Source organism: Lysobacter sp. Root690, assembly GCF_001427785.1.
In the GTDB taxonomy this organism is placed as follows: domain Bacteria; phylum Pseudomonadota; class Gammaproteobacteria; order Xanthomonadales; family Xanthomonadaceae; genus Lysobacter.
Genome location: NZ_LMHM01000001.1, coordinates 474,873 through 501,231 on the forward strand (window position 1 = coordinate 474,873; position 26,359 = coordinate 501,231).

The 26,359-nt window shown below is 67.3% G+C and carries 20 protein-coding genes; 16 read left to right on the forward strand and 4 right to left on the reverse strand.

Annotation, left to right across the window (positions count from 1 at the left end):
- Nucleotides 1-703: 703 nt before the first annotated feature.
- The 3 genes from ASD86_RS02075 to ASD86_RS02085 form a co-directional block, all read right to left on the reverse strand.
- Nucleotides 704-1,492, reverse strand: a complete 789-nt coding sequence (locus tag ASD86_RS02075) for an NrdJb (protein WP_056106350.1) — start codon at nucleotides 1,490-1,492, stop codon at nucleotides 704-706.
- A 143-nt stretch (nucleotides 1,493-1,635) separates the two neighbouring features.
- Entirely contained in the window at nucleotides 1,636-2,163 is a 528-nt protein-coding gene (locus ASD86_RS02080; RefSeq protein ID WP_056106352.1) for a hypothetical protein, read from the reverse strand.
- 266 nt (nucleotides 2,164-2,429) lie between these two features.
- Nucleotides 2,430-4,583: an adenosylcobalamin-dependent ribonucleoside-diphosphate reductase gene (locus tag ASD86_RS02085; protein ID WP_056106354.1), complete on the reverse strand. Its 2,154-nt coding sequence runs from the start codon at nucleotides 4,581-4,583 to the stop codon at nucleotides 2,430-2,432.
- Nucleotides 4,584-5,389: 806 nt separating this feature from the next.
- Here ASD86_RS02085 and ASD86_RS02090 point away from each other — a divergent pair.
- The 16 genes from ASD86_RS02090 (at nucleotide 5,390) to ASD86_RS02165 (ending at nucleotide 24,647) form a co-directional block, all read left to right on the forward strand.
- A complete protein-coding gene (locus tag ASD86_RS02090; protein ID WP_056106356.1) occupies nucleotides 5,390-6,823 on the forward strand; it encodes a Do family serine endopeptidase in 1,434 nt (477 codons plus the stop codon).
- 267 nt (nucleotides 6,824-7,090) lie between these two features.
- Nucleotides 7,091-7,453 carry a hypothetical protein gene (locus ASD86_RS02095; RefSeq protein ID WP_056106359.1) on the forward strand — a complete coding sequence of 121 codons (363 nt, stop codon included), beginning with the start codon at nucleotides 7,091-7,093 and terminating at the stop codon, nucleotides 7,451-7,453.
- 20 nt (nucleotides 7,454-7,473) lie between these two features.
- Nucleotides 7,474-7,998, forward strand: a complete 525-nt coding sequence (locus tag ASD86_RS02100) for a hypothetical protein (RefSeq protein ID WP_056107054.1) — start codon at nucleotides 7,474-7,476, stop codon at nucleotides 7,996-7,998.
- The gene (locus ASD86_RS02105) at nucleotides 7,998-8,381 is read left to right on the forward strand and encodes a hypothetical protein (RefSeq protein ID WP_056106361.1); all 384 of its coding nucleotides are present in this window, start codon (nucleotides 7,998-8,000) and stop codon (nucleotides 8,379-8,381) included. The genes ASD86_RS02100 and ASD86_RS02105 overlap by 1 nt, the downstream gene beginning before the upstream one ends.
- 517 nt (nucleotides 8,382-8,898) lie before the next feature.
- A complete protein-coding gene (locus ASD86_RS02110) occupies nucleotides 8,899-9,948 on the forward strand; it encodes an AI-2E family transporter (RefSeq protein WP_082578039.1) in 1,050 nt (349 codons plus the stop codon).
- A 128-nt stretch (nucleotides 9,949-10,076) separates the two neighbouring features.
- Complete coding sequence (locus ASD86_RS02115) at nucleotides 10,077-10,607, forward strand: endonuclease V (RefSeq protein WP_056106363.1); 531 nt, start codon at nucleotides 10,077-10,079, stop codon at nucleotides 10,605-10,607.
- Nucleotides 10,608-10,978: 371 nt separating this feature from the next.
- On the forward strand, nucleotides 10,979-11,695 hold the full coding sequence (locus ASD86_RS02120; RefSeq protein WP_056106365.1) for an HAD-IA family hydrolase: 717 nt from the start codon (nucleotides 10,979-10,981) through the stop codon (nucleotides 11,693-11,695).
- Nucleotides 11,692-13,074, forward strand: coding sequence for a leucyl aminopeptidase family protein (locus tag ASD86_RS02125; RefSeq protein WP_056106367.1), 1,383 nt, complete (start codon nucleotides 11,692-11,694; stop codon nucleotides 13,072-13,074). The genes ASD86_RS02120 and ASD86_RS02125 overlap by 4 nt, the downstream gene beginning before the upstream one ends.
- Nucleotides 13,075-13,209: 135 nt before the next feature.
- Nucleotides 13,210-13,818, forward strand: a complete 609-nt coding sequence (locus ASD86_RS02130) for a nucleoside 2-deoxyribosyltransferase domain-containing protein (protein ID WP_056106369.1) — start codon at nucleotides 13,210-13,212, stop codon at nucleotides 13,816-13,818.
- Nucleotides 13,819-14,154: 336 nt separating this feature from the next.
- Nucleotides 14,155-16,269: a DUF11 domain-containing protein gene (locus ASD86_RS02135; RefSeq protein ID WP_056106372.1), complete on the forward strand. Its 2,115-nt coding sequence runs from the start codon at nucleotides 14,155-14,157 to the stop codon at nucleotides 16,267-16,269.
- Between the two features lie 332 nt (nucleotides 16,270-16,601).
- Nucleotides 16,602-18,644 carry a GEVED domain-containing protein gene (locus tag ASD86_RS02140; RefSeq protein WP_157476021.1) on the forward strand — a complete coding sequence of 681 codons (2,043 nt, stop codon included), beginning with the start codon at nucleotides 16,602-16,604 and terminating at the stop codon, nucleotides 18,642-18,644.
- A 315-nt stretch (nucleotides 18,645-18,959) separates the two neighbouring features.
- Entirely contained in the window at nucleotides 18,960-20,216 is a 1,257-nt protein-coding gene (locus ASD86_RS02145) for an efflux RND transporter periplasmic adaptor subunit (RefSeq protein ID WP_056106377.1), read from the forward strand.
- Nucleotides 20,217-20,429: 213 nt separating this feature from the next.
- Nucleotides 20,430-21,122 (forward strand): ABC transporter ATP-binding protein, encoded by a 693-nt coding sequence (locus tag ASD86_RS02150; protein WP_056106379.1) that lies wholly within the window; start codon nucleotides 20,430-20,432, stop codon nucleotides 21,120-21,122.
- A gap of 16 nt (nucleotides 21,123-21,138) precedes the next feature.
- A complete protein-coding gene (locus ASD86_RS02155; RefSeq protein WP_056106381.1) occupies nucleotides 21,139-22,305 on the forward strand; it encodes an ABC transporter permease in 1,167 nt (388 codons plus the stop codon).
- Nucleotides 22,306-22,317: 12 nt separating this feature from the next.
- Complete coding sequence (locus ASD86_RS02160; protein ID WP_056106383.1) at nucleotides 22,318-23,643, forward strand: ABC transporter permease; 1,326 nt, start codon at nucleotides 22,318-22,320, stop codon at nucleotides 23,641-23,643.
- Nucleotides 23,644-23,900: 257 nt separating this feature from the next.
- Complete coding sequence (locus ASD86_RS02165; RefSeq protein WP_056106385.1) at nucleotides 23,901-24,647, forward strand: hypothetical protein; 747 nt, start codon at nucleotides 23,901-23,903, stop codon at nucleotides 24,645-24,647.
- Nucleotides 24,648-26,127: 1,480 nt separating this feature from the next.
- Here ASD86_RS02165 and ASD86_RS27640 read toward each other — a convergent pair.
- On the reverse strand, nucleotides 26,128-26,359 hold a 232-nt coding region (locus tag ASD86_RS27640; protein WP_235567635.1), incomplete at its 5' end, for an EamA family transporter.

Sequence of the window (26,359 nt, forward strand, 5' to 3'; positions counted from 1 at the left end):
GCAGCGGCGGTGTGCTGGGTGCGCAAGGTCTTGAAGGCGATTGCGAGGTGGCGTCGCATGTGAAAGGTATCCGTGCCTGCACAGGTATCGCGCAAGCAACCGTGCGGCGTGGCCTGAGTTGATCTGCCGCACCGACGGGCCGTTCGTGGCGATCGGCGGGCCGGCATCTTCGAGGGTGCTTTTTAAGACGTACGACGCTGTTGGCGAAACCGGAGACATCGGGAGAGGCTCATAGACCTCGTCACGCTCGGCCCAATGGGCAGATCGGTACACGTCGCAGTTCCCCTCCGACAAGCTTCGGTTTTAAACCGATCGCTGGTGCTCGATGCCCGTCCAATAGTCGCACTCCCCATGCACTGGACCAGGGCGCCCCACTGCTCTGCCTCTCGGCCCAGGACATGCTTATGCGTGCGACGGTAAGCAGACCCCAGCTTCTGCGCGGACATTCAGCGCCCCCCTTGTGCCAATTGTGCGCCGGACGAATCTCCGTGATTGCGACGTTCCGCGGACATGGACTATCCAGCGCATGCGAGCACTGAAGCCCGAGCTTGCGTGCGACCGCGGCCGCTTTGCGCCGAGTAAATGTCAAAAAAGAAAAAGGGGCTCCGGAGAGCCCCTTTCAGGTAATAACAAACTTCTGGGTGGCGACGTAACGCCTTCACGGCGCCCGAGCATGGCGACTTCGCGCTACAACATCACCGCCTCAACCGCACTTGGAATAGCCGCAGTTCAAGCAGGTCGCGCAGCCGTCCATCAGCACCAGCGCCTTGGTGCTGCACTTGTGGCAGACCGTGGCCGAGGGCGGGAACGAGGCGCCGTCGCCGGTGACGCTGACGTCCTCGACGCGCGGCTCGATCACGGTGATCGACGCCGACGCAGTTACCTCAGAGTTTTTTTTTGAACCGCGCTGTTCGTAGGCGGCGCGCTTCTCGGCGATCAGCGCGCGCTGGGAATCGCTCATTTCCGGGTCGTGGATCATGCCGATCGACTTGAGGTGGTCCTCGACGATGGCGCCCATCTCGGCGACCAAGGAGGGCATGTACACGCCGCCGGCCTTGAAGTAGCCGCCGCGCGGGTCGAACACGGCCTTCATCTCGTCGACCAGGAAGGTCACGTCGCCGCCCTTGCGGAACACCGCCGACATGATGCGCGTGAGCGCCACGATCCACTGGAAGTGGTCCATGTTCTTGGAGTTGATGAAGATCTCGAACGGACGGCGCGATTCGTGTTCGGTGCCGGCGTTGAGCACGATGTCGTTGATGGTGACGTACAACGCGTGCTCGAACAGCGGCGATTTGATCTTGTAGGTCGAGCCGATCAGGATCTCGGGGCGCTCGATGCGCTCGTGCATCTGGATGACATCGGCGACCGGCAGCTCGACCGGCGCGTTGCGCGCGGCGGCGGCGGCTTCGGCGGCGCGGGCGTCCTTGGCCTTGTCTTCCTGGCTGATGACGCTGTAGCCCTTGATTTTCTGTTCGATCTTGACGGCCATGGGCCCGACTCCTGATTGCGGCGGTGCTTGTTCGTGTGCGGGTGGTGCGGGACTTGCGGGGCGATGCGGCGCGAGACGCGGCCACTGCTTTCACCCCAGCCCTCTCCCGCTGGCGGGAGAGGGAGGGACGCTGCGATCAGGCCTTACTTCGCGGCCTTCTTCGCGGCTTTCTTGGCAGCCTTCTTCGCAGGCGCCTTCTTGGTCGCCTTCTTGGCGGCGGCCTTCTTCACTGCTTTCTTGGCGGGCGCCTTCTTGGTCGCGGCCTTCTTGGTCGCGACTTTCTTGGCCGCCTTCTTCGCGGTCTTCTTCACGGCCTTGACGGCTTTCTTGGCCGACTTGACCGCCTTCTTCGCGGCTTTCTTGGCGGCTTTCTTCGGCGCGGCCTTCTTGGCGGCCTTCTTCGCCGCCTTCTTGGCCGGCTTCTTGCCGGTGGCCTTGTCCTTCAGCGCGGTGGCTTCCTTCTTGGCCTTGGCGCTGGCGGTGGCGAGCTTCTTCTTCGCCGTGCCGACGGCTTTCTTGGCGGCCTTGCGGGCCTTGGTCGCGGTCTTCTTGACCGAGGCCACGGCTTCCTCGGCCCGGGTCGCGATCGCGCTGCCGAGGTTGGATGCGGTTTCTTTCACGTTCTCGGCAGCCTGGGTCAGGGTCGCCGTCACTCCATTTCCGTTGCTCATGATGCCCTCCTGATGGGCGTTTTTTAATCGCGGTACGTGAGCGTTACTTGCAATCGGGGGTGTTACCGGAGCGATGCTATACCTGCTGCGCGCGGCTAGACAGTGGCCGCTCGTCGGTTCGCTGCGCGCGAGAGTGATCCGAGCTGGAATTCCGCGGCCGCGAGGACATTGCCTGCAACCGCGACGCCTGCGATCGCGCCGCGCCGACGCGTCGAGCGACGCCCGAACGCGCGGCCCGCGGTGGCGGGCGCGCGGCCGGACCGGCCTTAGAACTTGCCGTAATACCCTTCCTTGAGCGCATCGAACAGGTTCGCGGCGGAGTGCATTTCGCCGTCGTATTCGATCTGTTCGTTGCCCTTGACCTCGATCACGCTGCCGTCTTCGAGCTCGAAGCGGTAGGTGGTGTTCTCGAGATCGGCTTCCTTCACCAGCACGCCCTGGAACGCGGCCGGGTTGAAGCGGAAGGTGGTGCAGCCCTTGAGGCCTTGCTCGTGGGCGTAGCGGTAGATGTCCTTGAAGTCCTCGTACGGGTAATCCGTGGGGACGTTCGCGGTCTTGGAAATCGAGCTGTCGACCCACCTCTGCGCGGCGGCCTGGACGTCGACGTGTTCCTTCGGCGAAATATCGTCGGCGGAAATGAAGTAGTCGGGCAGCTTCGCCTCGGCTTCCTCGCTGAACGGCATCGCCTTGGGGTTGATCAGTTCGCGGTAGGCCAGCAGCTCGAACGAATAGACGTCGACCTTTTCCTTGGACTTCTTGCCTTCGCGGATCACGTTGCGGCTGTAGTGATGGGCGAACGAGGGCTCGATGCCGTTGGAGGCGTTGTTGGCCAGCGACAGCGAGATAGTGCCGGTCGGCGCGATCGAGCTGTGGTGGGTGAAGCGGCTGCCGACGTCGGCCAGCTCCTCGACCAGTTCGGGCGCGACTTCGGCCACCCGCTGCATGTAGCGCGAGTACTTGGCGTGCAGGACCTTGCCTGGGATTTCCTGGCCGATCTTCCAGCCGTCGGCCTTCATCTCCGGACGCTTGCGCAGCATCTCGGCGGTCACGGCGAAGCGCTCTTCCATGATCGGGGCGGCGCCCTTCTCCTTGGCCAGCGCCAGGCCCATTTCCCAGCCGGCCACGGCCATTTCGCGGGCGATGCGATCGGTGAACTCGCACGAGGCCTTGGAGCCGTACTTCATCCGCAGCATGGTCACGGTGCTGCCCAGGCCGAGGAAGCCCATGCCGTGGCGGCGCTTGCGCATGATCTCGTCGCGCTGCTGCTGCAACGGCAGGCCGTTCACTTCGACCACGTTGTCGAGCATGCGGGTGAACACGCGCACGACTTCCTTGTATTCCTCCCAGTCGAACTCGGCCCGGTCGGTGAAGGCGTTGCGCACGAACTTGGTCAGGTTGACCGAACCCAGCAGGCAGGCGCCGTACGGCGGCAGCGGCTGCTCGCCGCAGGGGTTGGTCGCGCGGATGGTCTCGCACCACCAGTTGTTGTTCATCTCGTTGACGCGGTCGATCAGGATGAATCCGGGCTCGGCGTAGTCGTACGTCGAGACCATGATCATGTCCCACAGGTGCCGCGCGCGGATGTGACCGTAGATCTTGCAGGCGACCAGGCCGTCTTCGCGCGAGATGTAGTTGCGCGTGGTCGGCCAGTCGCGCCACACCACTTGGGCGGCGTCCTCGAGGTCGACGTCCTCGCGTTCCTTGATGTTGACCGGGAACACCAGCGGCCAGTCGGCGTCGGTCTTGACCGCGTCCATGAAGCCGTCGGTGATCAGCAGCGACAGGTTGAACTGGCGCAGGCGGCCGTCTTCGCGCTTGGCGCGGATGAAATCCTTCACGTCGGGGTGGCTGACGTCGAAGGTGCCCATCTGGGCGCCGCGACGGCCGCCGGCCGAGGACACGGTGAAGCACATCTTGTCGTAGATATCCATGAAGGACATCGGACCGGAGGTGTACGCCCCGGCGCCGGCGACGAACGCGCCGCGCGGCCGCAGGGTGCTGAATTCGTAACCGATGCCGCAACCCGCCTTGAGGGTCAGGCCGGCTTCGTGGACTTTCTCGAGGATGCCGTCCATCGAGTCTTCGATCGTGCCCGAGACGGTGCAGTTGATCGTCGAGGTGGCGGGCTTATGTTCCAAGGCGCCTGCATTGGAGGTGATGCGGCCGGCCGGGATCGCGCCGCGGCGCAACGCCCAGGCGAAGCGCTCGTACCAGTACTGCTGCTTCTCGGCATTGGGCTCGGCGTCGGCCAGAGCGCGGGCGACTCGCAGGTAGGTGCCGTCGATATCGGCATCCACTGCCTCGCCGTTCTTGGTCTTGAGGCGGTACTTCTTGTCCCAGATGTCCTGGGACGCGGGCTGCAGGGCCATGTCCTGCTCTGCCGCCGGGTTCTTCACCGCCTCGAGGCGCACGCTGCTCATGCCTGTTTCATCTCCTTCTATTGGCGGCGGGCCGTTGGGTTGCGCCCGCCGCCGGTGGTTTCTTTTTTGAACGGGTAATCGGGGTGTGTCTGAAGGTGTTGCGTACTGCGGGTGGATCGGTGGATCGACTGCTGGGTAATCGGGACACTCTATTTATGTCCCGCGACCTGACTCGATCCCACGCATGCTGTGTAACGACTGCAGCGTGTAGAGCCTGTCGCGGGTGTTGCGCCTGGCGCCGGACAAGGTCCTTAGCCGGGTGGATCAGCCCGTCGTCAGCCCCCCGCCGACGACGACGCACGCGATCGCGTGAATTACGCGCCGCGTGCGGCTGGTATGCGTGTTTTGAGGTTCTCGTTCGTCGTCGTCATGCGCCCGCTCACTGTCTAGGCGATGCCTGCACACCCACCCAAGCTGAACCCCTACGCTTGGGCTCCTCCTGCCGGGCCGACCACTAGATGTTGTGGCCCCGCAGGGACTTCAAACTACGCCGCGCGTTTGTCGAAGTCAACGGCTTGTTGATGACTATCACGCTTTCTCTGACCCGGCTCTGTCACAGATTCCAGTTCCGATGCGGCGGCGATACATCCTCGGCCAAGGGCCTGCGTACACTGCGCGGCCCGTGCTGGCCGTGCGTCACTTCATCGGCTATTTATCGCCCTGCTCCAACAATGAATGGGTACGGCATCGAACCACCGCGCGCCGCGGCGGTCCAAGCCTGCGACCGGCGCGGCCGCCCTGGCGGCAAGGCCGAACTGCCACGATGTCCTCCCTCTTTCTTTCACGTTGACCGGAACCGCGACGCGATGCGCCCTCTGCCGACCTTGCTGACCCTTGCCCTGGCCGCCGCGTTCGGCGGTTTCGCCGCCACCGCGATCCGCGAAGGGATCCAAGCGCCCGCGGCGGCCTCGCCGGCCGCGGCCGCGGTGATGCCGACCGCCGCCGCGCTGCCGGCCTCGGTCGGCGGCCAGTTGCTGCCCTCGCTGGCACCGATGCTGCAGAAGGTCACCCCGGCCGTGGTCAGCGTGCATACCAAGCAGACCGTGCGCATCCGCAACCCGTTCGCCAACGATCCGTTCTTCCGCCGCATGTTCCCGAACATCCCGCAGGAGCGGATCAACGAATCGCTGGGCTCGGGCGTGATCGTCGACGCCAAGAACGGCTACGTGCTGACCAATCACCACGTGATCGAAGGCGCCGACGAGGTCTCGGTGACCTTGGCCGACGGGCGCACGGTCAAGGCCGAGTTCCTCGGCTCGGACCCGGACACCGACGTGGCGGTGATGCGGATTCCGGCGCAGAACCTCAGCGCGATCACCCTGGCCGATTCCGATGCGCTACGGGTCGGCGACTTCGTGGTCGCGGTCGGCAACCCGTTCGGGATCGGCCAGACGGTGACCTCGGGCATCGTCTCGGCGGTCGGCCGCAGCGGCTTGCGCGGGCTGGGCTATCAGAACTTCATTCAGACCGACGCCTCGATCAACCCGGGCAATTCCGGCGGCGCGCTGGTCAATCTCAACGGCGAGCTGATCGGCATCAACACCGCCAGCTTCAATCCGCAGGGCAGCATGGCCGGCAACATCGGCCTGGGCTTCGCGATCCCGGTGAACCTGGCGCGCAACATCAAGGACCAGCTGATCGCCAACAACGGCGTGGTGCGTCGCGGCACGCTGGGGCTGGAATCGCAGGACGTCACCCCGCAACTCGCGGCCGGGCTGAAACTGTCCGAACCGCGCGGCGCGCTGGTCTCGCGCGTGTTCGCCGGCAGCGCGGCGGCGGCGGCCGGGCTCAAGCCCGGCGACGTGATCCTGACCGCCAACGGCCAGCGCGTCGACGGCCGCGATGCGCTGCGCAATTTCGAAGGCCTGCAGGCGATCGGCAGCAAGATCGCGCTGGACGTGCAGCGCGACGGCCAGACGGTGCAACTGAACGCGACCCTGCGCGAACAGCCCAAGGCGATGGCCGGCGCCGAACTCGATCCACGCCTGACCGGCGCGACCTTCGCCGAAGTGCCCGAACGCCTGCGCCAATCCGGCGTTTCCGGCGTGGTGGTGGAAAGCGTGACCCGCGGAAGTCGCGCCGAAGCGAACAATTTGCGCAAGGACGACGTCATCGTTGCCGCCAGCAGCGGCGATTTCGACGATCTGCCCGGCTTCCGCGCGAGCTTCACGCGGACTCCGGCACAGTTGGTCCTGCGGATCCGCCGCGGCAACAGTGTCGGCAATCTGCCAATGCAGTAATCGCAGGTGGCGTAAGGTGCCGAGCATCGTGCCGTCGCCGTCCGCAGTGTTTTCGTTTCGATGCGTCAGGTTTCAAGCGACACCGTCAAGGCACCACGCTTCAATGCGTCATGTTCGATGCGCCATGCTTCATCGCACCGTTCGCGGCGCAATCCGCTCACCCTCGTCGCGCGTCACCGATCGGCCCCCGCCGCCGGGCTCGCGACAACCCGCTAGAACCCTGGACTTGTTCAGCGGTTCATCCATGCAGCACGGAGGAACACCCTGATGACCCCTACCTCGACCGACGCCATCAAGAGCAACCTGGGCGAAGCCGGCACCCATCTCAAGCAAGCCGCCGCCGACGCCGGCGACGCGATCCGCAATGCCGCCAGCGTGGCCGGCGATGAATTGAAGGTCGGCAAGGCCAACGTCAAGTCCGGCCTGGCCGACAGCGCCCTGGCCGGCATCGCCGCGGCCGAGAACGCCGGCGGCGCCGCGCGCGAGCAAGTCGACGCGCTGATGGACAAGGGCCGCGACCTGATCGAAAGCGCCGCCGAACTGGTGCGCGAACGTCCGCTGGCGTCGTTCGGCGTGGCCTTCGCCGCCGGCTTCATCATCGCCAAGCTCGCCCGCGGCGGCGACAAGTAAGCGTGAGCGACACGCCCGGCATGGACCCTCACGCCCAGGCGCCTTCGGGCGCCCCAGGCGGCGACTCGCAACGTTCCGCCGCGGACGATCGCGCACCTTCGATCGACGCGGCGTTCCGCGACATCAGCAGCGCGGGCCGCGAGGGCCTGTCGGCCGCGCTCGACACCGGCCGCGCCTTGCGCGGCCTGGTGGTGGCCGATCTCGCCCTGGCGCGCAGTGCGCTGGGGCGGGCCTTGCTGTGGGTCAGCGTGGCGATCGTGTTCGGTGCCTCGTCGTGGCTGCTGTTGATGGCGGCGCTGATCGCGGTGCTCAACGGCGTGCTGGGCTGGTCGTGGATGGCCTCGATGGCGTTCGCGGCCGGGCTCAGCCTGGTCGTGACCGGCGTGGGCGTGTGGCAGGCCTTGCGTTACTTCGAACACACCCGCCTGGACGCCACCCGCCGGCAATTGCGCCGGCTGGGCATCGGCGATGACGACGACGATGCGACTCCGCTCGGCGTCGCGCCGGGGCTCACGCCCCGCGATCCCAACCGCACGGAGGCGTGATGAGCCGTTTCGAAGCCTTGCAACGCCGGGTCCATAAGCGCGAGAAGCTGCTCGAAGGCCGTTATCAGCAGGCGGTCGAGCGTAAAGACGCATTGAAAGCCAGTTGGCGCGAAGCGTGGACGCCGGGTCGGATCGTCATCGCCGGTTTGGTCAGCGGTTTCGTGATGGGTCGCGCCGAGCCGGTCAAGATCGCGGTCAAGAGCGGCAATCTGATGCAAATCGTGACCTTGCTGTCGGGCCTGTTCGCCGGCACCAGCGCGCAGGAAGCCGCGCAGAACGCCGACAAGGCCGCGGGCCAGGCCGGTCATGCGGCGCGCGAGGCCGGTCACGCCGCCGACAGCGCGCACGAGGCGGCGCAAACGGGCGAACGCGACGCGGCCTGAGGCCGCTCGCCATCGCTTAGCGACAACGATTCCAGCAACGGCGATGCTTCGGGCATCGCCTTTCCCGTGCGCGTAAACGGCGCAAGCCGCGACTGCATGGGTCGGGCGGCTTGATTCGCACTCCATTACCTCGGGCCTCGTCGGTTCGGTGCGGCCATGGTCCGATCCGCCGCGACGACCCGGTCCGAACGCGACTGCAAGGCGCGCGCTTCGACAAGGCCACTTCAGCAAGACCATTTCGGCAACCCGTTTCGAGCGGTCCCGCGCGTGTGTCCGGCGTGATGGCGAACACACACGCGACAGCGCACAGTACGCGCTCCGAAAACGCCGAGCCTTCGCCGCCTTGAGCCAGACCGCGCCGCCGTCCGCCTCACCCGAGCCGTCCGACCCGGCGCAATCGCAGCCGACCGACCCGCGCATCGCTTCGTCCGATCCCACCGTCGAACCGACCGCCGACACGCCGCCCGCAACCGACGCAACCGCGTCGCCACCGCCCGACGCCGCTGTCAAACCGCCGATGCCGCCGCGTCCGCGCGCGCCGATGCCGCTGCTGGTGCTGGCCATGCTCGCGATCGGCTACACCTTGTGGGCCGCGCAGGAGCTGCTGCTGCCGGTGCTGCTGGCCGCGTTCTTCGCCCTGGTCGGCAATCCGATCCTGCGCCTGCTCGGCAAATTTTACGTGCCGCGTTTTCTCGGCGCGTTGATCGTGCTGGCCGGTGGCCTCGCCGTCGCCGGCGCGCTGACCGTGCAACTGGCCGAACCGGCCGGCGAATGGGTGCGTCAGGTGCCGCGCGAAATGAAGCAGATCGGCCCGAAGCTGCGGCAGATGACCAAGCCGCTGCAGGACGCCAACCGCGCCGCGCAAAATTTCGCCCGAGCCGCCGGCGGCGAAAGCACCAGCAAGCCGGTGCAGGTGGTCAAGACCGAACTCAACGATCCCTACCGCTCGCTGACCGCCACGCCCAAGTACATCGCCCAGGCACTGGCGGTGGTGCTGCTGACGTTCTTCTTCATGGTCTATGGCGAATCCTTGCAGCGCAACGCGATCGCGCTGCTGCCGAGCCAACGCAAGAAAGTGGTCACCATCGACATCCTGCATTCGATCGAGCGCGAGATCTCGCGCTACGTATTGACCATCAGCCTGATCAACACCGGTTTCGGCCTGGCCTTGGCGGGCGCGCTGTATGCGCTGGGCGTGCCGGTGCAGGAGTCGCTGCTGTGGGGCACGATGGCGGCGATCCTGAATTTCGCCCCGTTCGTGGGCCCGCTGATCGGCATGGCGGTGATGCTGCTGATGGGACTGGTCGCGTTCGACGAGCTGTGGCCGTCGCTGCTGCCGGTCGGGCTGTACCTGCTGCTGCACACGATCGAATCGCAGGCGGTGACGCCGATCGTGCTGGGCCGGCGCATGCGTTTGTCGCCGCTGGTGCTGATCCTGGCGCTGATGTTCTTCGGCTGGCTGTGGGGCATCATCGGCCTGCTGCTGGCGGTGCCGATGCTGGTGTGCGTGAAGCTGGTGCTGGCGCGGATCGAAGGTCTTGAGGGGTGGTCGAAGTTGCTGGAGTGAGATCGCACGACGTGCCGCGCGCTGTCCGAGGTCTTTGCGACAGCGGCTTCAGCCACGATGCTTTCCAATTCGTCGCGCCGAAATCGCACTCGCGTCTGCAGCCGCGTAATCGCCCCGAATAGTCCGCAATGATCCTCGCCGTCGACGTCCAGTACCGCGAAACCTCCGCCACCGTCGCCGGCGTCTTGTTCGCTGATTGGGGTGATGCGCAAGCGATCGCGTCGCACACCTTGGTCTGCGAGGACATCGCCGAGTACGTGCCCGGCGAGTTCTATCGGCGCGAACTGCCATGCATCCTGCGCTTGCTCGATACCCTGGCGGCGGTGACGATCGATTGCATCGCGATCGACGGCTACGTCTGGCTCGGCGCCGAACAACGCCCCGGGCTCGGCGCGCATCTGCGCGACGCGCTGCACGAGCGCGTGCCGGTGGTCGGCATCGCCAAGACTTATTACGCGGGCACGCCGGCCGCGGCCGAAGTGCGGCGCGGCGGCAGCGATCGACCGTTGTATGTATCGGCCGCCGGCATGGCGCTGGACGAGGCGCGCGCCGCGGTCGCGCGGATGAGCGGCGGCCATCGGATTCCGGATTTGCTCAAGCAGGTCGACCGGCTGGCGCGCGGGCTGGATGCGCCGGTGCCAGTGAAACCGTCGCGCTAGCGCCCACGGCACTTCACGGACGCTGACGGCGCTCGTCGTGCGCGCTGCGCAAGCGGGGCGCGACTTCGCGGAACGGCCTTCAGCCCGGATGCCTTCGCTCAGGCCGCCTCGCCATCGTCCGTCCGCTGATCGCGGCGAGGAATTTCTGACCACCCCAGCTGCGCGGACCTCGGAAATCGGTGCATCCGGCCCAGGCTCCACTCAACCGCGATGCTCTGCCCCGAACGGATGTCGCCAAGTCGGGGGTGCGACGCCGTCCGCACATCCACCCAGAGCCACGCTCTTCCACAACCCGGCACAACCCGGTGCCCGCTCGGGCCGGTCGCCGCGCGTCACCCATTCAGCAGGGCGCCGCGCGCTAAAATGCGCGCATGAGCTTACCCATCCGCGCCATCACCCTCGATCTCGACGACACCATCTGGCCCATCGCTCCGGTCATGATCCGGGCCGAGAACGTGCTCGTCGACTGGCTGCGCGAGCATGCGCCGCGCACCGCCGAACGCTATCCGGCCCAGGCCATGCGCGAGCTGCGCGACCGCATCGCCGTGCAGCGGCCGGACCTGGCCCACGATTTCACCGAACAGCGCCGGCTGACCCTGGAGCACATGCTGCGCGACTCCGGCGACGACACCGCGCTGGCCGCGGCCGCGTTCGACGTGTTCTTCGCCGCGCGCTGCGAGGTCGAGCACTACGCCGACAGCGAGCACGCGCTCGCGCGTCTGGCCGCGCGGCTGCCGCTGGCGGCCTTGACCAACGGCAACGCCGACCTGCACCGGATCGGGCTGATGCCGCTGTTCCGCTTCCAGCTCGGCGCGCGCGAACACGGCCGGGCCAAGCCCGATCCCAGCATCTTCCACGCCGCCTGCGCGCGCCTGGATGTGGAACCGGCGCAGGTGCTGCACGTCGGCGACGACATCGAGATGGACGTGATCGGCGGCGCCCAGGCCGGCCTGCGCACCTGCTGGATCAATCGCGAACATAGAAGCTGGCCGCAGGAACACGCGCGTCCGGACCTGGAATTCACCACCCTTGCCGAGCTGGCCGACTGGCTGGACGCGGCGCACCGCACGGACACCGCCACCGCATGACTCTGCCCCTGGGTTTCACCTCCGATGCCGGCGACGCGCTGCCGCTGGCCCTGGTTCGCCGCGCCTCGTTCGATAGCTGGCGCGCGACGCTGAGCGAGTCGGCCGCGGCCTGGGTCGACGCGCAGGGCTTCGACGCCTCGCCCGGCACCGTGCTGACCCTGCCCGACGGCAACGGCCGCATCGCCTCGGCGGCGCTCGGCATCGGCGACCCGCGCGATCCGTTCTCCTACGGCCACGCCCCGTTCGCGCTGCCGCAGCGCGACTGGCAGGTCGGCGGCGAAGACGACGAGGCCAGCGTGAGCGCGCTGCGCATCGGCTGGGGCCTGGGCAGCTATCGCTTCAGCCGTTACAAGACGCCGATGCGAGCGCCGGCGCGACTGGTCGTCGACGCCGCGCTCGAAGGCGATGAGAGCTTCGACCTGATCGCCGCCTGCGTGCGCGTGCGCGATCTGATCAACACCCCGACCGAGCACATGGGCCCGGCCGAACTCGAAGCGGTCGCGCGCGAAATCGCGCTGCGCTTCCACGCGGACATCGAGGTGATCACCGGCGATGCGCTGATCGAACAGAACTTCCCCGCGATCCACGCGGTCGGCCGCGCCTCGCACCGCGCGCCGCGACTGATCGCGCTGCGCTGGGGCGACCTGGCGCATCCGCATATCGCGCTGGTCGGCAAGGGCGTGTGCTTCGACACCGGCGGCCTCGACCTCAAGCCGGCCGACGGCATGCGCTGGATGAAGAAGGACATGGGCGGCGCCGCGCACGCGATCGCGCTGGCCGAACTGATCATGGCGCGCAAGCTGCCGCTGCGGATCACCTTGCTGGTGCCGGCGGTGGAAAACTCGATCGGCCCGGACGCGTTCCGTCCCGGCGAAGTCATCGCCACCCGTCAGGGCATCAGCGTGGAGATCGACAACACCGACGCCGAAGGCCGGGTGATCCTGTGCGACGCGCTGACCTACGCCGGCGAACAAAAACCGGTCTGGCTGCTGGACTTCGCCACCCTGACCGGCGCGGCGCGGATCGCGCTGGGCCCGGATCTGCCGGCGCTGTTCACCAACCAGGATGCGATCGCGGTGCAGTGGCTCGAAGCCGGCCAGCGCCAGCGCGACCCGCTGTGGCGCATGCCGCTGTGGCGTCCGTACCTGCGTTACCTGACCAGCAACATCGCCGACCTCGCCAACGCCGGGCCGTCGAAGATGGCCGGCTCGGTGACCGCGGCGCTGTACCTGGAGCGTTTCGTCCCCGCCGACCTGCCGTGGGCGCATCTGGACGTGTACAGCTGGAACGACGCCGACCGCCCCGGCCGCCCGGCCGGCGGCGAAGCGCAGGGCCTGCGCGCGGCCTACGCCATGCTCAAGGCGCACGCGAGCGAGTGATCGATCGGACGCTTCGAACGCAATCGCAGGCATCGGCGGTGATCAGGTACTGATCGGGCCGATGTCCGATTGGCTCCGTCGATCGCTCATGCGCAGCCACGACCCGCCGCTTCGCCCGCACAGGACCCGACCGACATGAAAGCGCTGCTGATGTTTTCCGCGATGGCCTTATCGAGTAGTTCTGTGGCTGGCAGCACGGTGACCGGCGGCGCCGCGGCCGCCGACAGCGCGGCGGCGAACCCGCCGCGCTCGATCACGATCCAGTCGCCGAACCCGCTGCCCGACGACGGCCGCATCAGTGTGTTCCTGGCCGGCAGCATCGACATGGGCGGCTCGGTCGACTGGCAGGCGCAGGTCGCGCGCGAACTGGCCGATGAGGGCGTGGTCCTGCTCAACCCGCGCCGCGACGACTGGAACCCGGCCTGGAAGCCCAGCGCCGACGAACCCGAATTCCGCCGCCAGGTCGAATGGGAACTGGCCGCGCTGCAGCGCGCGGACGTAATCGCGATGTATTTCGTGCCCGGCTCGCAAAGCCCGGTGACCTTGCTGGAACTGGGCCTGCACGCCGGCTCGGGCAAGTTGCTGCTGGCCTGTCCGGACGGGTTCTGGCGCAAGGGCAATGTCGATATCACCGCCGACCGCTACCACGTGCCGCGTTTCGAATCGCTGCCGGCCCTGGTCGCGGCGGTGCGCGAGCGGGTGGAACGGCTGCGTCGCGCGCGCGCCGGCGCCGGCCCAGGCTGAAGCAGGCAACGGATCGGCGTCGCCGCTCCGTCTACCGATCCGGCGGCCCCAGACTGTAGGAGCTGCGCCCAGGCGTGACCGCCCAAAAGCCACCTGTGCATCTAGGCACACTCCCCGTGTCCTGCGCCGCCCCCTGCCCCCGTTCAACCCGTTCGACTCGGTGATCGCCGGCTCGGGGCTGGCATCTGCGATCGCCTTGCCGCAAAATGTGATTTGTGGCACATAACAAGTGCTATGCAAGTCACTAACGGCACCCGGGTCGATCGGGGCCGGGGCGGCCAGGCAGCGACAGCGCGCCCAAACCTTCGTAGTAAGGCTCGTTCAACAGGGGATTTCATGAATCGCTTGATCCGTTTCGGCCGCCAGGCCGGTCTGGCGCTGTGTGCCTGCGCGCTCGCCCTGAGCGGCGGCGCGTATGCCGCCAACGCCACCAGCCAGCAAGTCGCCAACCCGACCGGCGGCGTGCTCGCCAACGGTTCCGACGGCCTGCGGGTGACCTGGGGCAGCAACAGCCAGTTCCAGGTCCGGCTCAGCAATGCCGATCAGGTCTATAACGCCAACGCCACGCCGACCGCCGGCACCTTGTACAACGGCGTGTACCTGCGCGTGGATCGCGGCACCAACGCCACCACCCGCGTCTACACCAACGCCAACAACGCCGCCGGCGTTCCGTTCGCGCTGTTCACCCAGGTGTCGCAATCCGCGCTCAGCGGCACCGGCAGCGCCGCGTCGCCGTATGAAGTGACCACGGTGTTGCAACCGTCCGTCGCCGCCGACAACGCGATGCGGGTCACCATCGTCGACCGCTACATCACCCCGCAGGCGTGGTTCACCCGCCGGGTCACGCTCAGCGGCATGCCCGCCACGGGCGCGACGATCAAGTTCTATCAGAACGTCGACACCTACCTGCAGGGCGGCGACAACGGGCCGGGCTTCATGCGCACCAGCCCGGGCAACAACACCGGCCGGCCGGACCTGGTCGGCGTGATCAAGAACGATCAGTTCGAAGCGCTGTGGTGGGAGCCGTCCTCGGGCACGCCGAACTGGGACCGCTACTTCAGCGCGACCTACAGCCAGGCGCAGTCGCTGGTCTGCAACGGCACCGTGACCACGACCAACCCCTGCGTCAGCGCCGCCAGCAACGCCAACGCCGGCAACCTCAACAACAATATCGACACCAACAACGCCACCGACAACGGCATGGCCGCGCAGTGGAACGTGCCAGCCGGCACGACGACCTACGATATCGAATATCGCGTGACCTTCGCGGTCAGCTCGGTCGACCTGACCAAGGAATTCGCCCCGACCACCATCAACACCGGCGGCGTGTCCACCCTGACCTTCAATCTGGCCAACAAGAGCGTCAACACGACCTCCAGCATCAACTTCGTCGACACCCTGCCGGCCAACGTGGTGGTCGCGCCGACCCCGAACATCCGCACCAACTGCGCGGCCGGCGGTACCCTCGGCACCGCGTTCCCGGCCGGCATGACCGTCACCGCGGTCGCCGGCAGCGGTTCGATCGCGGTCAACGGGGGCCGGGTCAACGGCGCCGGCGCGGTCGGCGGCCAGCTCGCCTGCCAGATCACGGTCAACGTCACCTCCAACACGGTCGGCGTGTACCACAACACCAACGCCAGCATCAGCGGCACCAACAATCTGGTGAATCTGGTCGCCGACGAAGTGCTGACCGTGGTCCAGCCGCAGCTGACCGCGAGCAAGACGGTCAGCGGCACGCTCGCCGCCGGCCAGGCCGGCGCGGCCGCCGACGGCTACTTCGCGATCGGTCTGCAGAACACCGGCGGCGGCCCGACCACCGGCGCGATCACCATCGTCGACACCCTGCCGGCCGGTTTCAGCCTGGTCTCGGCTTCGAGCGCGCAAGGCACGGTGGCCTGCGGCACCCTGCCGGCGACCGGCACGGTGACCTGCACCTTCACCCCGAGCGCGCCGATCGCCGCCGGCGCCAGCGCCAGCGTGCGCTTGAACGTGGCGATCGCCGCGACCGCCACCGGCACCCCGACCAACACCGTCGCGGTGGCCGGCGGCGGCGACCCCGATCCGCTGCCGACCTGCCCCGCCGCGGGCAATCCGCAGTGCGCGCAGGTCCCCGCGCCGATCGCGGTCAACATCGCCCTGAGCCTGGTCAAGGGCGAAGTCGGCAACGCCACCACCTACACCCCGGGCGGCGCCACGACCTACACCCTGCGCGCCTGCAACCTCACCGGCCCGGCCGTGGCCAACGGCGCCACGGTCAACGACCCGCTGCCCAATGGCGTGACCCTGAGCGGCCCGTGGACTTGCGCCGGCACCGGCGGCGGCACCTGCGCGGCCAGCGGCGGCGCGGCCGGCGGCAATAGCGTGCAGCTGACCGGGGTGGTCCTGCCGGTCGGCGCCTGCGTCAACGTGCAGGTGCCGGTGAATTTCAGCCCGAACCCGGGCGCTTACTGACCGACCCGCCCCGCCCCAGCGTCCAAGCGATCCCTAAACGACCCGTCCGGCGCAAGCCGGGCGGGTTTTTTGTCGTATTTGTGTGCCAATAGCCACTTATGCACGTAGACATAAACACCCGAAAAGAGTCTTTTATGCGGCTAGCTTTGCGGGCGGTTTCGAGCGATAGCGCTACCCATCACTAATTTGTCCGCACATCGGCACAGATTACGTAAGCGACTAAGGGGCATGAATCCGTATCGGGTGTGTCCCACGTAGAGTGAAACGGCACTGCATTCCACAGGGGCCCTCGCTGGACGCGAGGTCTGCACTGCGTCACTCGGGGATAGGACATGGGGATCGAAGCGGGTATTCAGCGGTCTGGGCGCCGTATCGCATTGCTGGCCCTGTGCGCCGGCCTGGCCGCGTGGAGCGCCGGGGCCAACGCGGCGCAGGTCCACAATGCCACCGCCACCGGCACCATCGGCTTCAACAGCGCCTCAACCAAGCCGTATCCGTCGACGCTGACCACGACCTATACGGTCACCGGCGCCAACGTCCAGATCGTCGCCAACAACGTGCCGATCACCACCCTGGGCGGCGCCACCGCGGCGATGTTCACCCCGAACGTGCCGACCACGACCACCGGCATCCAGATGCAGACCGTCGGCGCGGCCTGCAACTTCGCCAACAACGCAGCGACCACGGTCGCCTGCCCGAACATCGGCACCCTGACGATCGGCTTCAGCCGGCCGGTCACCAATCCGACCGTGCACTTCCTCGGCCTGGGCAGCGTGCGCAGCATCACCGGCGATACGGTCACCATCACCGCCGCGCGTCCCGTCCACGCCATCGCCAGCTCGGTCCCGGCCGGCGCGACCATGACCCTGCTGGGCGGCGCGGTGAACCTGCAGACCCTGGGCGGCGGCACCTCGCTGGACCTGGTCAACACGACCTACAACGGCACCAACTGCACCGCGATCGCGCCCCCGGCCACCCAGCTCGCCGGCTGCGGCAGCGTGCGCATCAACGGCACGGTGACCTCGGTGACCTTCAACGTCGGCATCTCCGGCACCCGCAACGTCTTCAACGCCACCATCGGCAACGCGCTCGGCGATGACGGCTACATGGTCACCACCAGCGTCGACGAAGACTTCGGCGACGCCCCGGCCAGCTACGACGCGGGCGTGGCGGCGAGCCACATCGTCGACGGCATCCGCCTGGGCGGCAGCGTCGACGTCGACAACCCCAACGTGTTCAACGACACGCCCGCGGTCACCCCGAGCCCGAACGCGGTCGCGGTCGGCGCCGACAACAACGGCGCGGCCGGCGACGGCGCCGACGAAGACGGTCTGACCACGCCGCTGGCGACCCTGCACACCGGCCTGATCGGCCAGGCCTACGCGCTGACCCCGAGCCTGAGCGGCAGCACCGCCGCCGGCACCGTGTGCGGCTGGATCGACTTCAACCGCAACGGCGTGTTCGAAGGCGGCGAAGGCGTGTGCAACGCCGTGGCGAGCGGCGCGACCACGACAACGCTCAACTGGACCGTGCCGGTCGCGACCACCGCCGGCCGCAGCTACGTGCGCCTGCGCGCGACCCAGGGCAGCCAGCTCAGCACCGCCACCCCGACCGGCCGCCTCGACAGCGGCGAGGTCGAGGACTACATGATCGAGATCAAGCCGGTGGTGCGGGTGATCAAACAGCTCAATCCGACCGGCGCCACCGGCCGCTTCGACCTGGGCATCGGCGGCACCGCCTTCGCCATCGCCGCCGGCCACAACGGCACCACCAACTTCCGCACGCTGTACCACAACAGCGCGTCGGGGGCGCCCGACCTCACCGTCGCCCAGAACATCGCCACCACGCCGATCACCACCACCGTGGTCGAGGTGCCGACCCCCGCGACCACCGCGCTGTACGTCAGCACCTACGCCTGCGTGAACGGCGCCGGCGCCACCGTCGCCACCGGCACCGGGACCAGCGTCAACATCACCCTGCCGGTGTCGGTGATCGGCGCGGCCGCGAACGGTCAGGCGCAGGCGGTCACCTGCACCTTCACCAACCGGCTGGGCACCAGCGCGCTGTCGATCACCAAGGCCGACGTGCCGACCACCTACACGCCCGGCGGCAGCAGCACCTACACGATCCGCGCCTGCAACGCGGCCGGCGCCGACCCGGCCGCGGGCGCGACCATCACCGACACCCTGCCCCCAGGCGTGACCTTGAGCGGTCCATGGACCTGCGCCGGCACCGGCGGCGGCACCTGCTCGGCCGCCAGCGGCGGCGCGGCCGGCGGCAATACCGTCACCCTGACCGCGACGGCGCTGCCAGCCGGCGGCTGCGTCAACATCACCGTGCCGGTGAACTTCAGCGCCAATCCCGCCGATTACTGATCCGGCGGGGTTGGTTGCTACGCACTAACGCCGAGGCCGATCCGACGAAGTCCGACTGCAGGAGCTGCGCAAGCTGCGACCGCGACATCGCGCTTGCGACGGCTGCTGCGGTACCGCGGTCGCAGCTCGCGCAGCTCCTACAGTCTGGCTTCGAGCCGGCGCGGGCTGAATGCCGGCGTACGCGCGCGCACCGCGAGTGACACTTGTCATGCAAAACCGTCGACTCAAGGGCTGACAGAAACTGACTTTCAGCAGGTTGGCGCGCGCCCGCCGGCACGGTCACACTAGGCGCCATCTGGCGTATCGGTTGAGACCATGAGTGCATCGGCTGACCTGTTGAAGGAACTGCGCATCGACCGCAACCGCGCGCCGGAGCCTTCGGGTCGCCGCCGCCTGCTGGTGATCGGCCTGGCGCTGCTGTTCCTGGTGCCGCTGATCGTCATGGGCTGGATGCTGTTCGGCCGCAACGCCGGCGCCAAGGTCCAGACCGCCACGGTCACCGCGATCGGCGGCGGCAACGGCGCGGGCGCCTCGGTGCTCGACGCCACCGGCTATGTGGTCGCGCGGCGCATGGCCACGGTCTCGGCCAAGATCACCGGCAAGGTGCGCGAGGTGATGATCGAAGAAGGCCAGCGCGTCGAGGAGGGCCAGGTCATGGCCACGCTCGACCCGATCGACGCCAACGCCCAGCGCGAACTCACCGCCGCCCAGCTCGGCGCCGCGCAGAGCGACACCCAGCGCGTGCAGGCCCAGCTCAAGGAAGCCGAGGTCAACGCCACCCGACTTTCGTCGCTGGTCAAACAGCAACTGGTGTCGAAGTCGCAGTACGACCAGGCCGTCGCCAGCCGCGACTCGCTGCGCGCGCAATTGCTGACCGCGCAGCGCAACGTCAAGGTCGCCAGCGACAGCCTGCGCATCTCCGACCTGGGCGTGGATAACACCATCGTGCGCGCGCCGTTCTCCGGCGTGGTCACCGCCAAGGCCGCGCAACCGGGCGAAATCGTCTCGCCGCTGTCGGCCGGCGGCGGCTTCACCCGCACCGGCATCGGCACCATCGTCGACATGGACTCGCTCGAGATCGAAGTCGACGTCGGCGAATCCTTCATCGGCCGGGTGCAGCCGAAGATGCCGGTCGAGGCGGTGCTCAACGCGTACCCGGACTGGAAGATCCCGGCCGAAGTGATCGCGATCATTCCCACCGCCGACCGCGGCAAGGCCACGGTCAAGGTGCGCATCGCGATCAAGACCCGCGACGCGCGCATCGTCCCGGACATGGGCGTGCGGGTGAGCTTCCTGGAAGCGGCCAAGCCCGACCAGCCCAAGCAGACCAAGCCCAGCGCGATGATCCCCGCCAACGCGCTGGCCCAGCGCGACGGCAAGGACGTGGCCTTCGTGGTCAACGACGACAAGGTCGCGCAGACCGAGCTCAGCCTGGGCCGCAAGCTCGGCGAGGATCGTGAAGTGACCGCCGGCCTGAGCGGCGGCGAGACCGTCGTGCTCGATCCGCCCGATTCGCTGAAAGACGGATCGCGCGTGCGTGTCGAAACCGGCGACGCCGATTCGTCTAAGTAAGACATCGCCGAAGTAAGGCGACGTCGAAGTAACGCAACCGGGCGATCACCGCGCCCGACGCGCGCATCGCCACGATCACCGCGGCCGCGACACAAGCGGCCGTGCCGGACCATCGAACCGGCCGCCGCGCGCGGCCGCCGTACCGATCTGCGACCCGCGCGCGGCGCGTGTTGGCTCCTTTCACCGCAATCCCAACGCTTGAGGACGTCGAAGATGGACACTCTGGTTTCGATCAAAAACCTCACCAAGACTTACCAGCGCGGCCCGGAAAAGGTCGAAGTGCTGCACGGCATCAACCTGGACATCGCCAAGGGCGACTTCGTCGCGCTGATGGGCCCGTCGGGCTCGGGCAAGAGCACGCTGCTCAATCTGATCGGCGGCCTGGACAACCCCACCGGCGGCGAGATCACCATCGAAGGCGAGCGCATCGATCGCCTGAGCGCGGGCCAGTTGTCGCAGTGGCGCAGCCGCCATGTCGGCTTCGTGTTCCAGTTCTACAACCTGATGCCGGCGCTGACCGCGCAACGCAACGTCGAACTGCCGCTGCTGCTGTCGCCGTTGAACGGCTCGCAGCGCAAGCGCAACGCCGAAATCGCCCTGACCCTGGTCGGCCTCGCCGATCGGCGCAGCCACCGTCCGAACGAATTGTCCGGCGGCCAGCAACAGCGCGTGGCGATCGCGCGCGCGATCGTGTCCGACCCGACCCTGCTGATCTGCGACGAACCCACCGGCGATCTGGACCGGCACGCGGCCGAGGAAATCCTCAACCTGCTGCAGCTGCTCAACCGCGAACACGGCAAGACCATCGTCATGGTGACCCACGATCCCAAGGCCGCCGAGTACGCCACCCACACCCTGCACCTCGACAAGGGCACCCTGGTCGAACAGCAGTCGCACGCGGCATGAGTCGGGAGCGGCCATCATGAAATATTTCCATCTGATCTGGGCCGAGCTGATGCGGCGCAAGACGCGCACGGCGCTGACCTTGCTGTCGATCATCGCCGCGTTCCTGCTGTTCGGCCTGCTCGACGGCGTGCGCGAAAGCTTCGAGCAGGCCGGCAACAGCGCCAACGGCGTCAAGCGTCTGCAGACCGGTTCGCGCCTGTCCTTCATCCAGCCGTTGCCGATGTCGCTCAACGAGCGCATCGCGCAGGTACCGGGGGTCAAGCAAGTCACCTATGCGAACTGGTTCGGCGGCGCCTATCAGGATCCGCACAACCAGATTTTCAGCTTCGGCGTGGCCGACAACTATCTGGACCTGTATCCGGAAATGGCGGTGTCCGCCGCGCATCGCAAGGCGTTCGCCGCCACCCGCACCGGGGTGCTGGTCGGCGAAGGCCTGATGGCGCGCTTCGGCTGGAAAGTCGGACAGAAACTGCCGCTGCAGTCGACCATCTTCACCAGCAGCGACGGCAGCAAGAACTGGAGCTTCGACATCGTCGGCACGCTCGCGGCCAGCGACAAGAAATCCGGCGGCTGGTTCGACCAGATGATCCTGCTGCACTGGAAGTACTTCGACGATTCCACGCCCTACAACCGCGGCCAGGTCGGCTGGTACGTCACCGAGGTCAAGGACGCCAGCCAGAGCGACCGCGTGGCCAAGGCCATCGACGCGATCTCGGCCAATTCCGATCACGAGACCAAGACCCAGACCGAAGCGGCGGCGACCGCGAGCTGGATGAAGCAGATGGCCGACATCGGCCTGATCGTCGGCTCGATCATGGGCGCGGTGTTCTTCACCCTGGTGCTGCTGACCGGCAACACCATGGCCCAGGCGGTGCGCGAACGCACCTCCGAACTGGCCGTGCTCAAGACGATCGGCTTTCCCGACCGCAGCGTGCTGCTGCTGGTGCTGGCCGAGTCGGTATTGCTGCTGCTGCTCGGCGGCGTGATCGGCGTGGCCATCGCCGGCGGGCTCGGCCCGATCGTCAGCGCCGGCAGCAACGGCGCGATCAGCGTGCCGCCGATCGGCTGGCGCAGTTGGTCGGTGGCGTTGATGCTGATGGTCGGCATCGGCCTGTTGGTCGGCCTGTTGCCGGCGATCCGCGCCATGCGCCTGAACATCGTCGATGCATTGGCCGGACGCTAACGGAGAGCGCACATGAAAAAGTTCCTATCGTTCTTACGCGGCCTGCTCACCTTCCTGGCCCTGGTCGCCGGGCTGGTGCTGTGGGCGCTCGCGCCCTGGCCGGTGTTGCTCGGCCTCGCCGTCGCGTTCGTCTTGTGGATGCTGCTGACCCGCAGCGGCCAGCAGGCCGCGTCGGTGGCCGGCGTCGGCATCAGCACGCTGCGCCAGCGCGCTGGGTCGTCGTCGGTGGTGGTGATCGGCATCGCCGGCGTGGTCGCGGTGCTGGTGGCGATGCTGTCGATGGCCGAGGGCTACAAGCAAACGCTCGCGCGCACCGGCAGCGACGACACCGCGATGGTGCTGCGCGGCGCGTCCGCGGCCGAGGTGATGTCGACCCTCGACCTGGCCAGCATCAACGTCATCGAACAGGCACCCGGCATCGCCCGCGCCGCCGACGGCCGGCCGCTGGCCTCGCCGGAAACGGTGGTCGCGGCGAACCTGCCGATCAAGGGCGGCAAGCCCGACGAAGACGGCAGCGTGCAGTTGCGCGGCGTCGGCGATCGCGCCTGGCAGGTGCGGCCGCAGATCAAGATCGTGCAGGGCCGCAAGTTCGAGACCGGCAAGCGCGAAGTGGTGGTCGGCGTCGGCGCGCAGCGTCAGTTCGCCGGCATGGAGGTCGGCAAGCAGATCCGCCTGGGCAGCGAGACGTGGGCCGTGGTCGGCATCTTCAAATCCGGCGACGCCATGGATTCGGAAGTGTGGGCCGACGCCGACATGGTCGCGTCCACCTACCGTCGCGGCGCCTCGCGCAACGCGGTCATCGCCAAGCTCAGCGACGCCAAGCAGTTCAAGGCGTTCAAGGCCGCGTTGGCCGGCGACCCGCGACTGCAGGTCGACACCAGCACCACCGCGGAGTATTTCGCCAAGCAATCCGAGGCGATGACCAAGGTGATCCGCATCATCGGCATCGTGGTCGGTTCGATCATGGCGATCGGCGCGGTGTTCGGCGCGCTCAACACCATGTTCGCCACCGTCGCCACCCGCGCGCGCGAGATCGCGACCCTGCGCGCGATCGGCTTCCGCGGCTTGCCCGTCGTGGTCGCGGTGATGCTGGAAACGATGCTGCTGGCCTTGCTCGGCGGTTTGATCGGCGGCGCGCTCGCGTGGCTGATCTTCAACGGCTACACCGCCTCGACCATCGCCGGCGGCGTGGGTCAGTTGACCTTCGATTTCCGCGTCACCGGCGAGTTGCTGTGGAACGGCTTGAAGTGGGCGCTGGCGATCGGCTTCGTCGGCGGCCTGTTCCCGGCGCTGCGCGCGGCGACCTTGCCGGTGACGTCGGCGCTGCGGGCGTTGTAGGCTCAAGGCTCGACATGTGATTGCGATGCAAAAGCCCCCCTGCAATGAGGGGGGCTTTTTTTTCGGCGCAGTTTTATGCATCGCAGATGTCGCTCGTCGAGCGTCAATCCCCGCGGGCGCAAACGCCGGCCCGGCGATCCGCCGTCGCGATCGTTTGCCCGGCTGTCGGGCGACGTAGCTTGCGTCCGGCCACCTGCAACCTCGCTTGAGCCCACGCTATGCTTGCTTGCAACCTATAGGGGCGGGGGAAGGCGGAGATGAAGGAGCAACCCAAGCAAGGTTCGCTTGCCTTGGCGATCGTCGGCTCGATCATCGCGGGGATCGTCTGGTTCAGGCGGCACGACCCGCCTTCCGACGACTCGCCCTTCATCGCGGTGATGACGTGCCTGAGCTTTTTGCTGTTCGTGCTCTACGTCGGCGGATCGATCCTGTTTCCCGACCTGTGGAGCAAACGCGGCAAGGATTCCGCGCGCCGACGCGTGGCGCTGCAGCGCCGCCGCATCGGCGGTTTTACCTGGAGTCACAAGCAATGCCTGAGGATCGATCAGGAAGGCATCTTCGAAACCCGTCTGGGGATGATCGCCTGGTCTCAAGTTCTCGGACTATCGGCTCAGACGCTCATAGTCAACGACGTGGAGATGCCTTTGTTGCGGGTCTACTTACGTGACCCTTGGCGCTACCTGGAAAACGAAACCTCGGCGTTGATGGCTTACGGATACCGGATGCAGCTGGCCCGCGACGCTCGCCACGGCCGGATCGATATCGTGACCCGCCCCTACCGCGTGGATGTGGAAACGGCCTGCGAGATAGCTCGCGAGCTGCGCAAGGATTGCGCCGAACCCTGGATCGAAGACTGGAGCGCGGCGACCAGCGCGGCGGTCGTCGAGCAGCGCCTGCGCGAGTTTGAGTTGCTCGCCGCGACGCAGCTCGAAGCACCGCCGCCGACACCTGCCGTTCGCGCCACGCTGCAGGCCGACAGCCGACAGCACAGTGCGTCGGGCTGACGCGAAGGTTCATGCCGCCGCAGCCGCCGCCATCCGTCGCGACCGCAACAATCCCTCGCTGGCGAATACCGCCAGGCCGGTCCAGATGATCACGAAACCTATCGCGCGTTCGGCGTTGAACGGTTCGCGCAGAATCAGCACGCCGATCAGGAACTGCAAGGTCGGCGCGACGTATTGCAACAACCCGATCGCGGTCAGCGACACCCGCCGCACCGCATAGGCGAAGCCGATCAGCGGCNATCGGTGCCCGGCCCCAGCCGCCGATGAAACCACCCCACCGATGGGCCTGATCCCACAGCCCCCACGCCAGCCCCAGTGCGAACAGATAGACGTTCTCCGCGCCCACGCCGTCGACGGCATGCCCGATGCTTCAATTGCCTTTGTTTTCGCTCTAGAGTGGGCTGGAATTCACGGCAACACGCAGGCATGGATGAACACTGCAACTCGCAGACGCTTGTGGATCGGCGCAGCCTACGCATCGGGCATATTCGCGATGATGATCGCGCTCGATAGCGATGCATCGAGAAACCACAACCCGTATCTGAAACTGGCCTTGTTGTCGCTCTGCATCGGCGGTCTCGCGCTGTGCTTGCGAGCGATCTACCGCATCGATCACAGCCGCGCCAACGATCCGCGCAAGGCACTGCGCGCCGCGCTGGCGCAGAACGAATTACGCGGCACCTCATCGCTGTCGCTCGGATTGGCCGTGGGCACGCCGCTTATGGCCGTGCTGATTTCCACTATCGCCTACAGCCGTTGGCACGCCGCCGATTACCCAGTCGCGCTGTTCATGACCGTCTGCGCCGTCCTGCTCGGCACCGGCTGGATCTGGCTGCTGCGCAATCGCTTGCAGCCGCGCGAATTGCGCATCGATGCGACCGGCATCCACTCGCCCGACTTCGGCTTGATCGACTGGAGCGACGTTGTCGGCCTGCGGCGTTATTACGTCCGTCAGTTCGGGGGCGAGATTGAAGCATTGCAGGTGTGCGTGCGCGATCCGGCCCGCTATTTCGGTCGCCTGCCGGTCTGGATGCAACGGGCCAGCGGTCAAAACGCCACCACGACCCGACGTCACGCGCCACTGGTGGTTATGTTGAGCGGCTACGGCCTTGCGGCCGACAGCGCTTACGTCAGCGCGCTGGCGCTGCGGCGGCGGATCGCGGGAGCGTTCGTCGAGGACTGGGAGCCGGCGATAAGCGATACGGAAATCGATGGCTACCTGGCCGCGCACGCGCCGGTCGCCGCGGCACGCGCGTTGCCGGCTGCCGCAGCGTTGGGCGCGACCTTTCCTCAACGGCTGCAGGCGCAGCAGAACGCCGGCGCGGCGTTGTCCACCTCGCAGGCCCGCCTACAGATCCGCAATCGTGCGCGCCAACGGCGCTGGCACGAAGGCGCCTGGCGTCGTGGAATCATCGGTGTGTTGGGCGTTGTGGCCTATGTGCTGGTGATGGGCTGGCTCGACGGCCTGTTCGACTGACGCTCAAGCCGCCTGCGCAGCCGCCGCCATCCGCCGCGACCGCAACAAGCCCTCGCTGGCGAACACCGCCAGGCCGATCCAGATGATCACGAAACCGATCGCGCGTTCGGCATTGAACGGTTCGCGCAGAATCAGCACGCCGATCAGGAACTGCAAGGTCGGCGCGACGTACTGCAACAACCCGATCGCGGTCAGCGACACCCGCCGCACCGCATAGGCGAAGCCGATCAGCGGC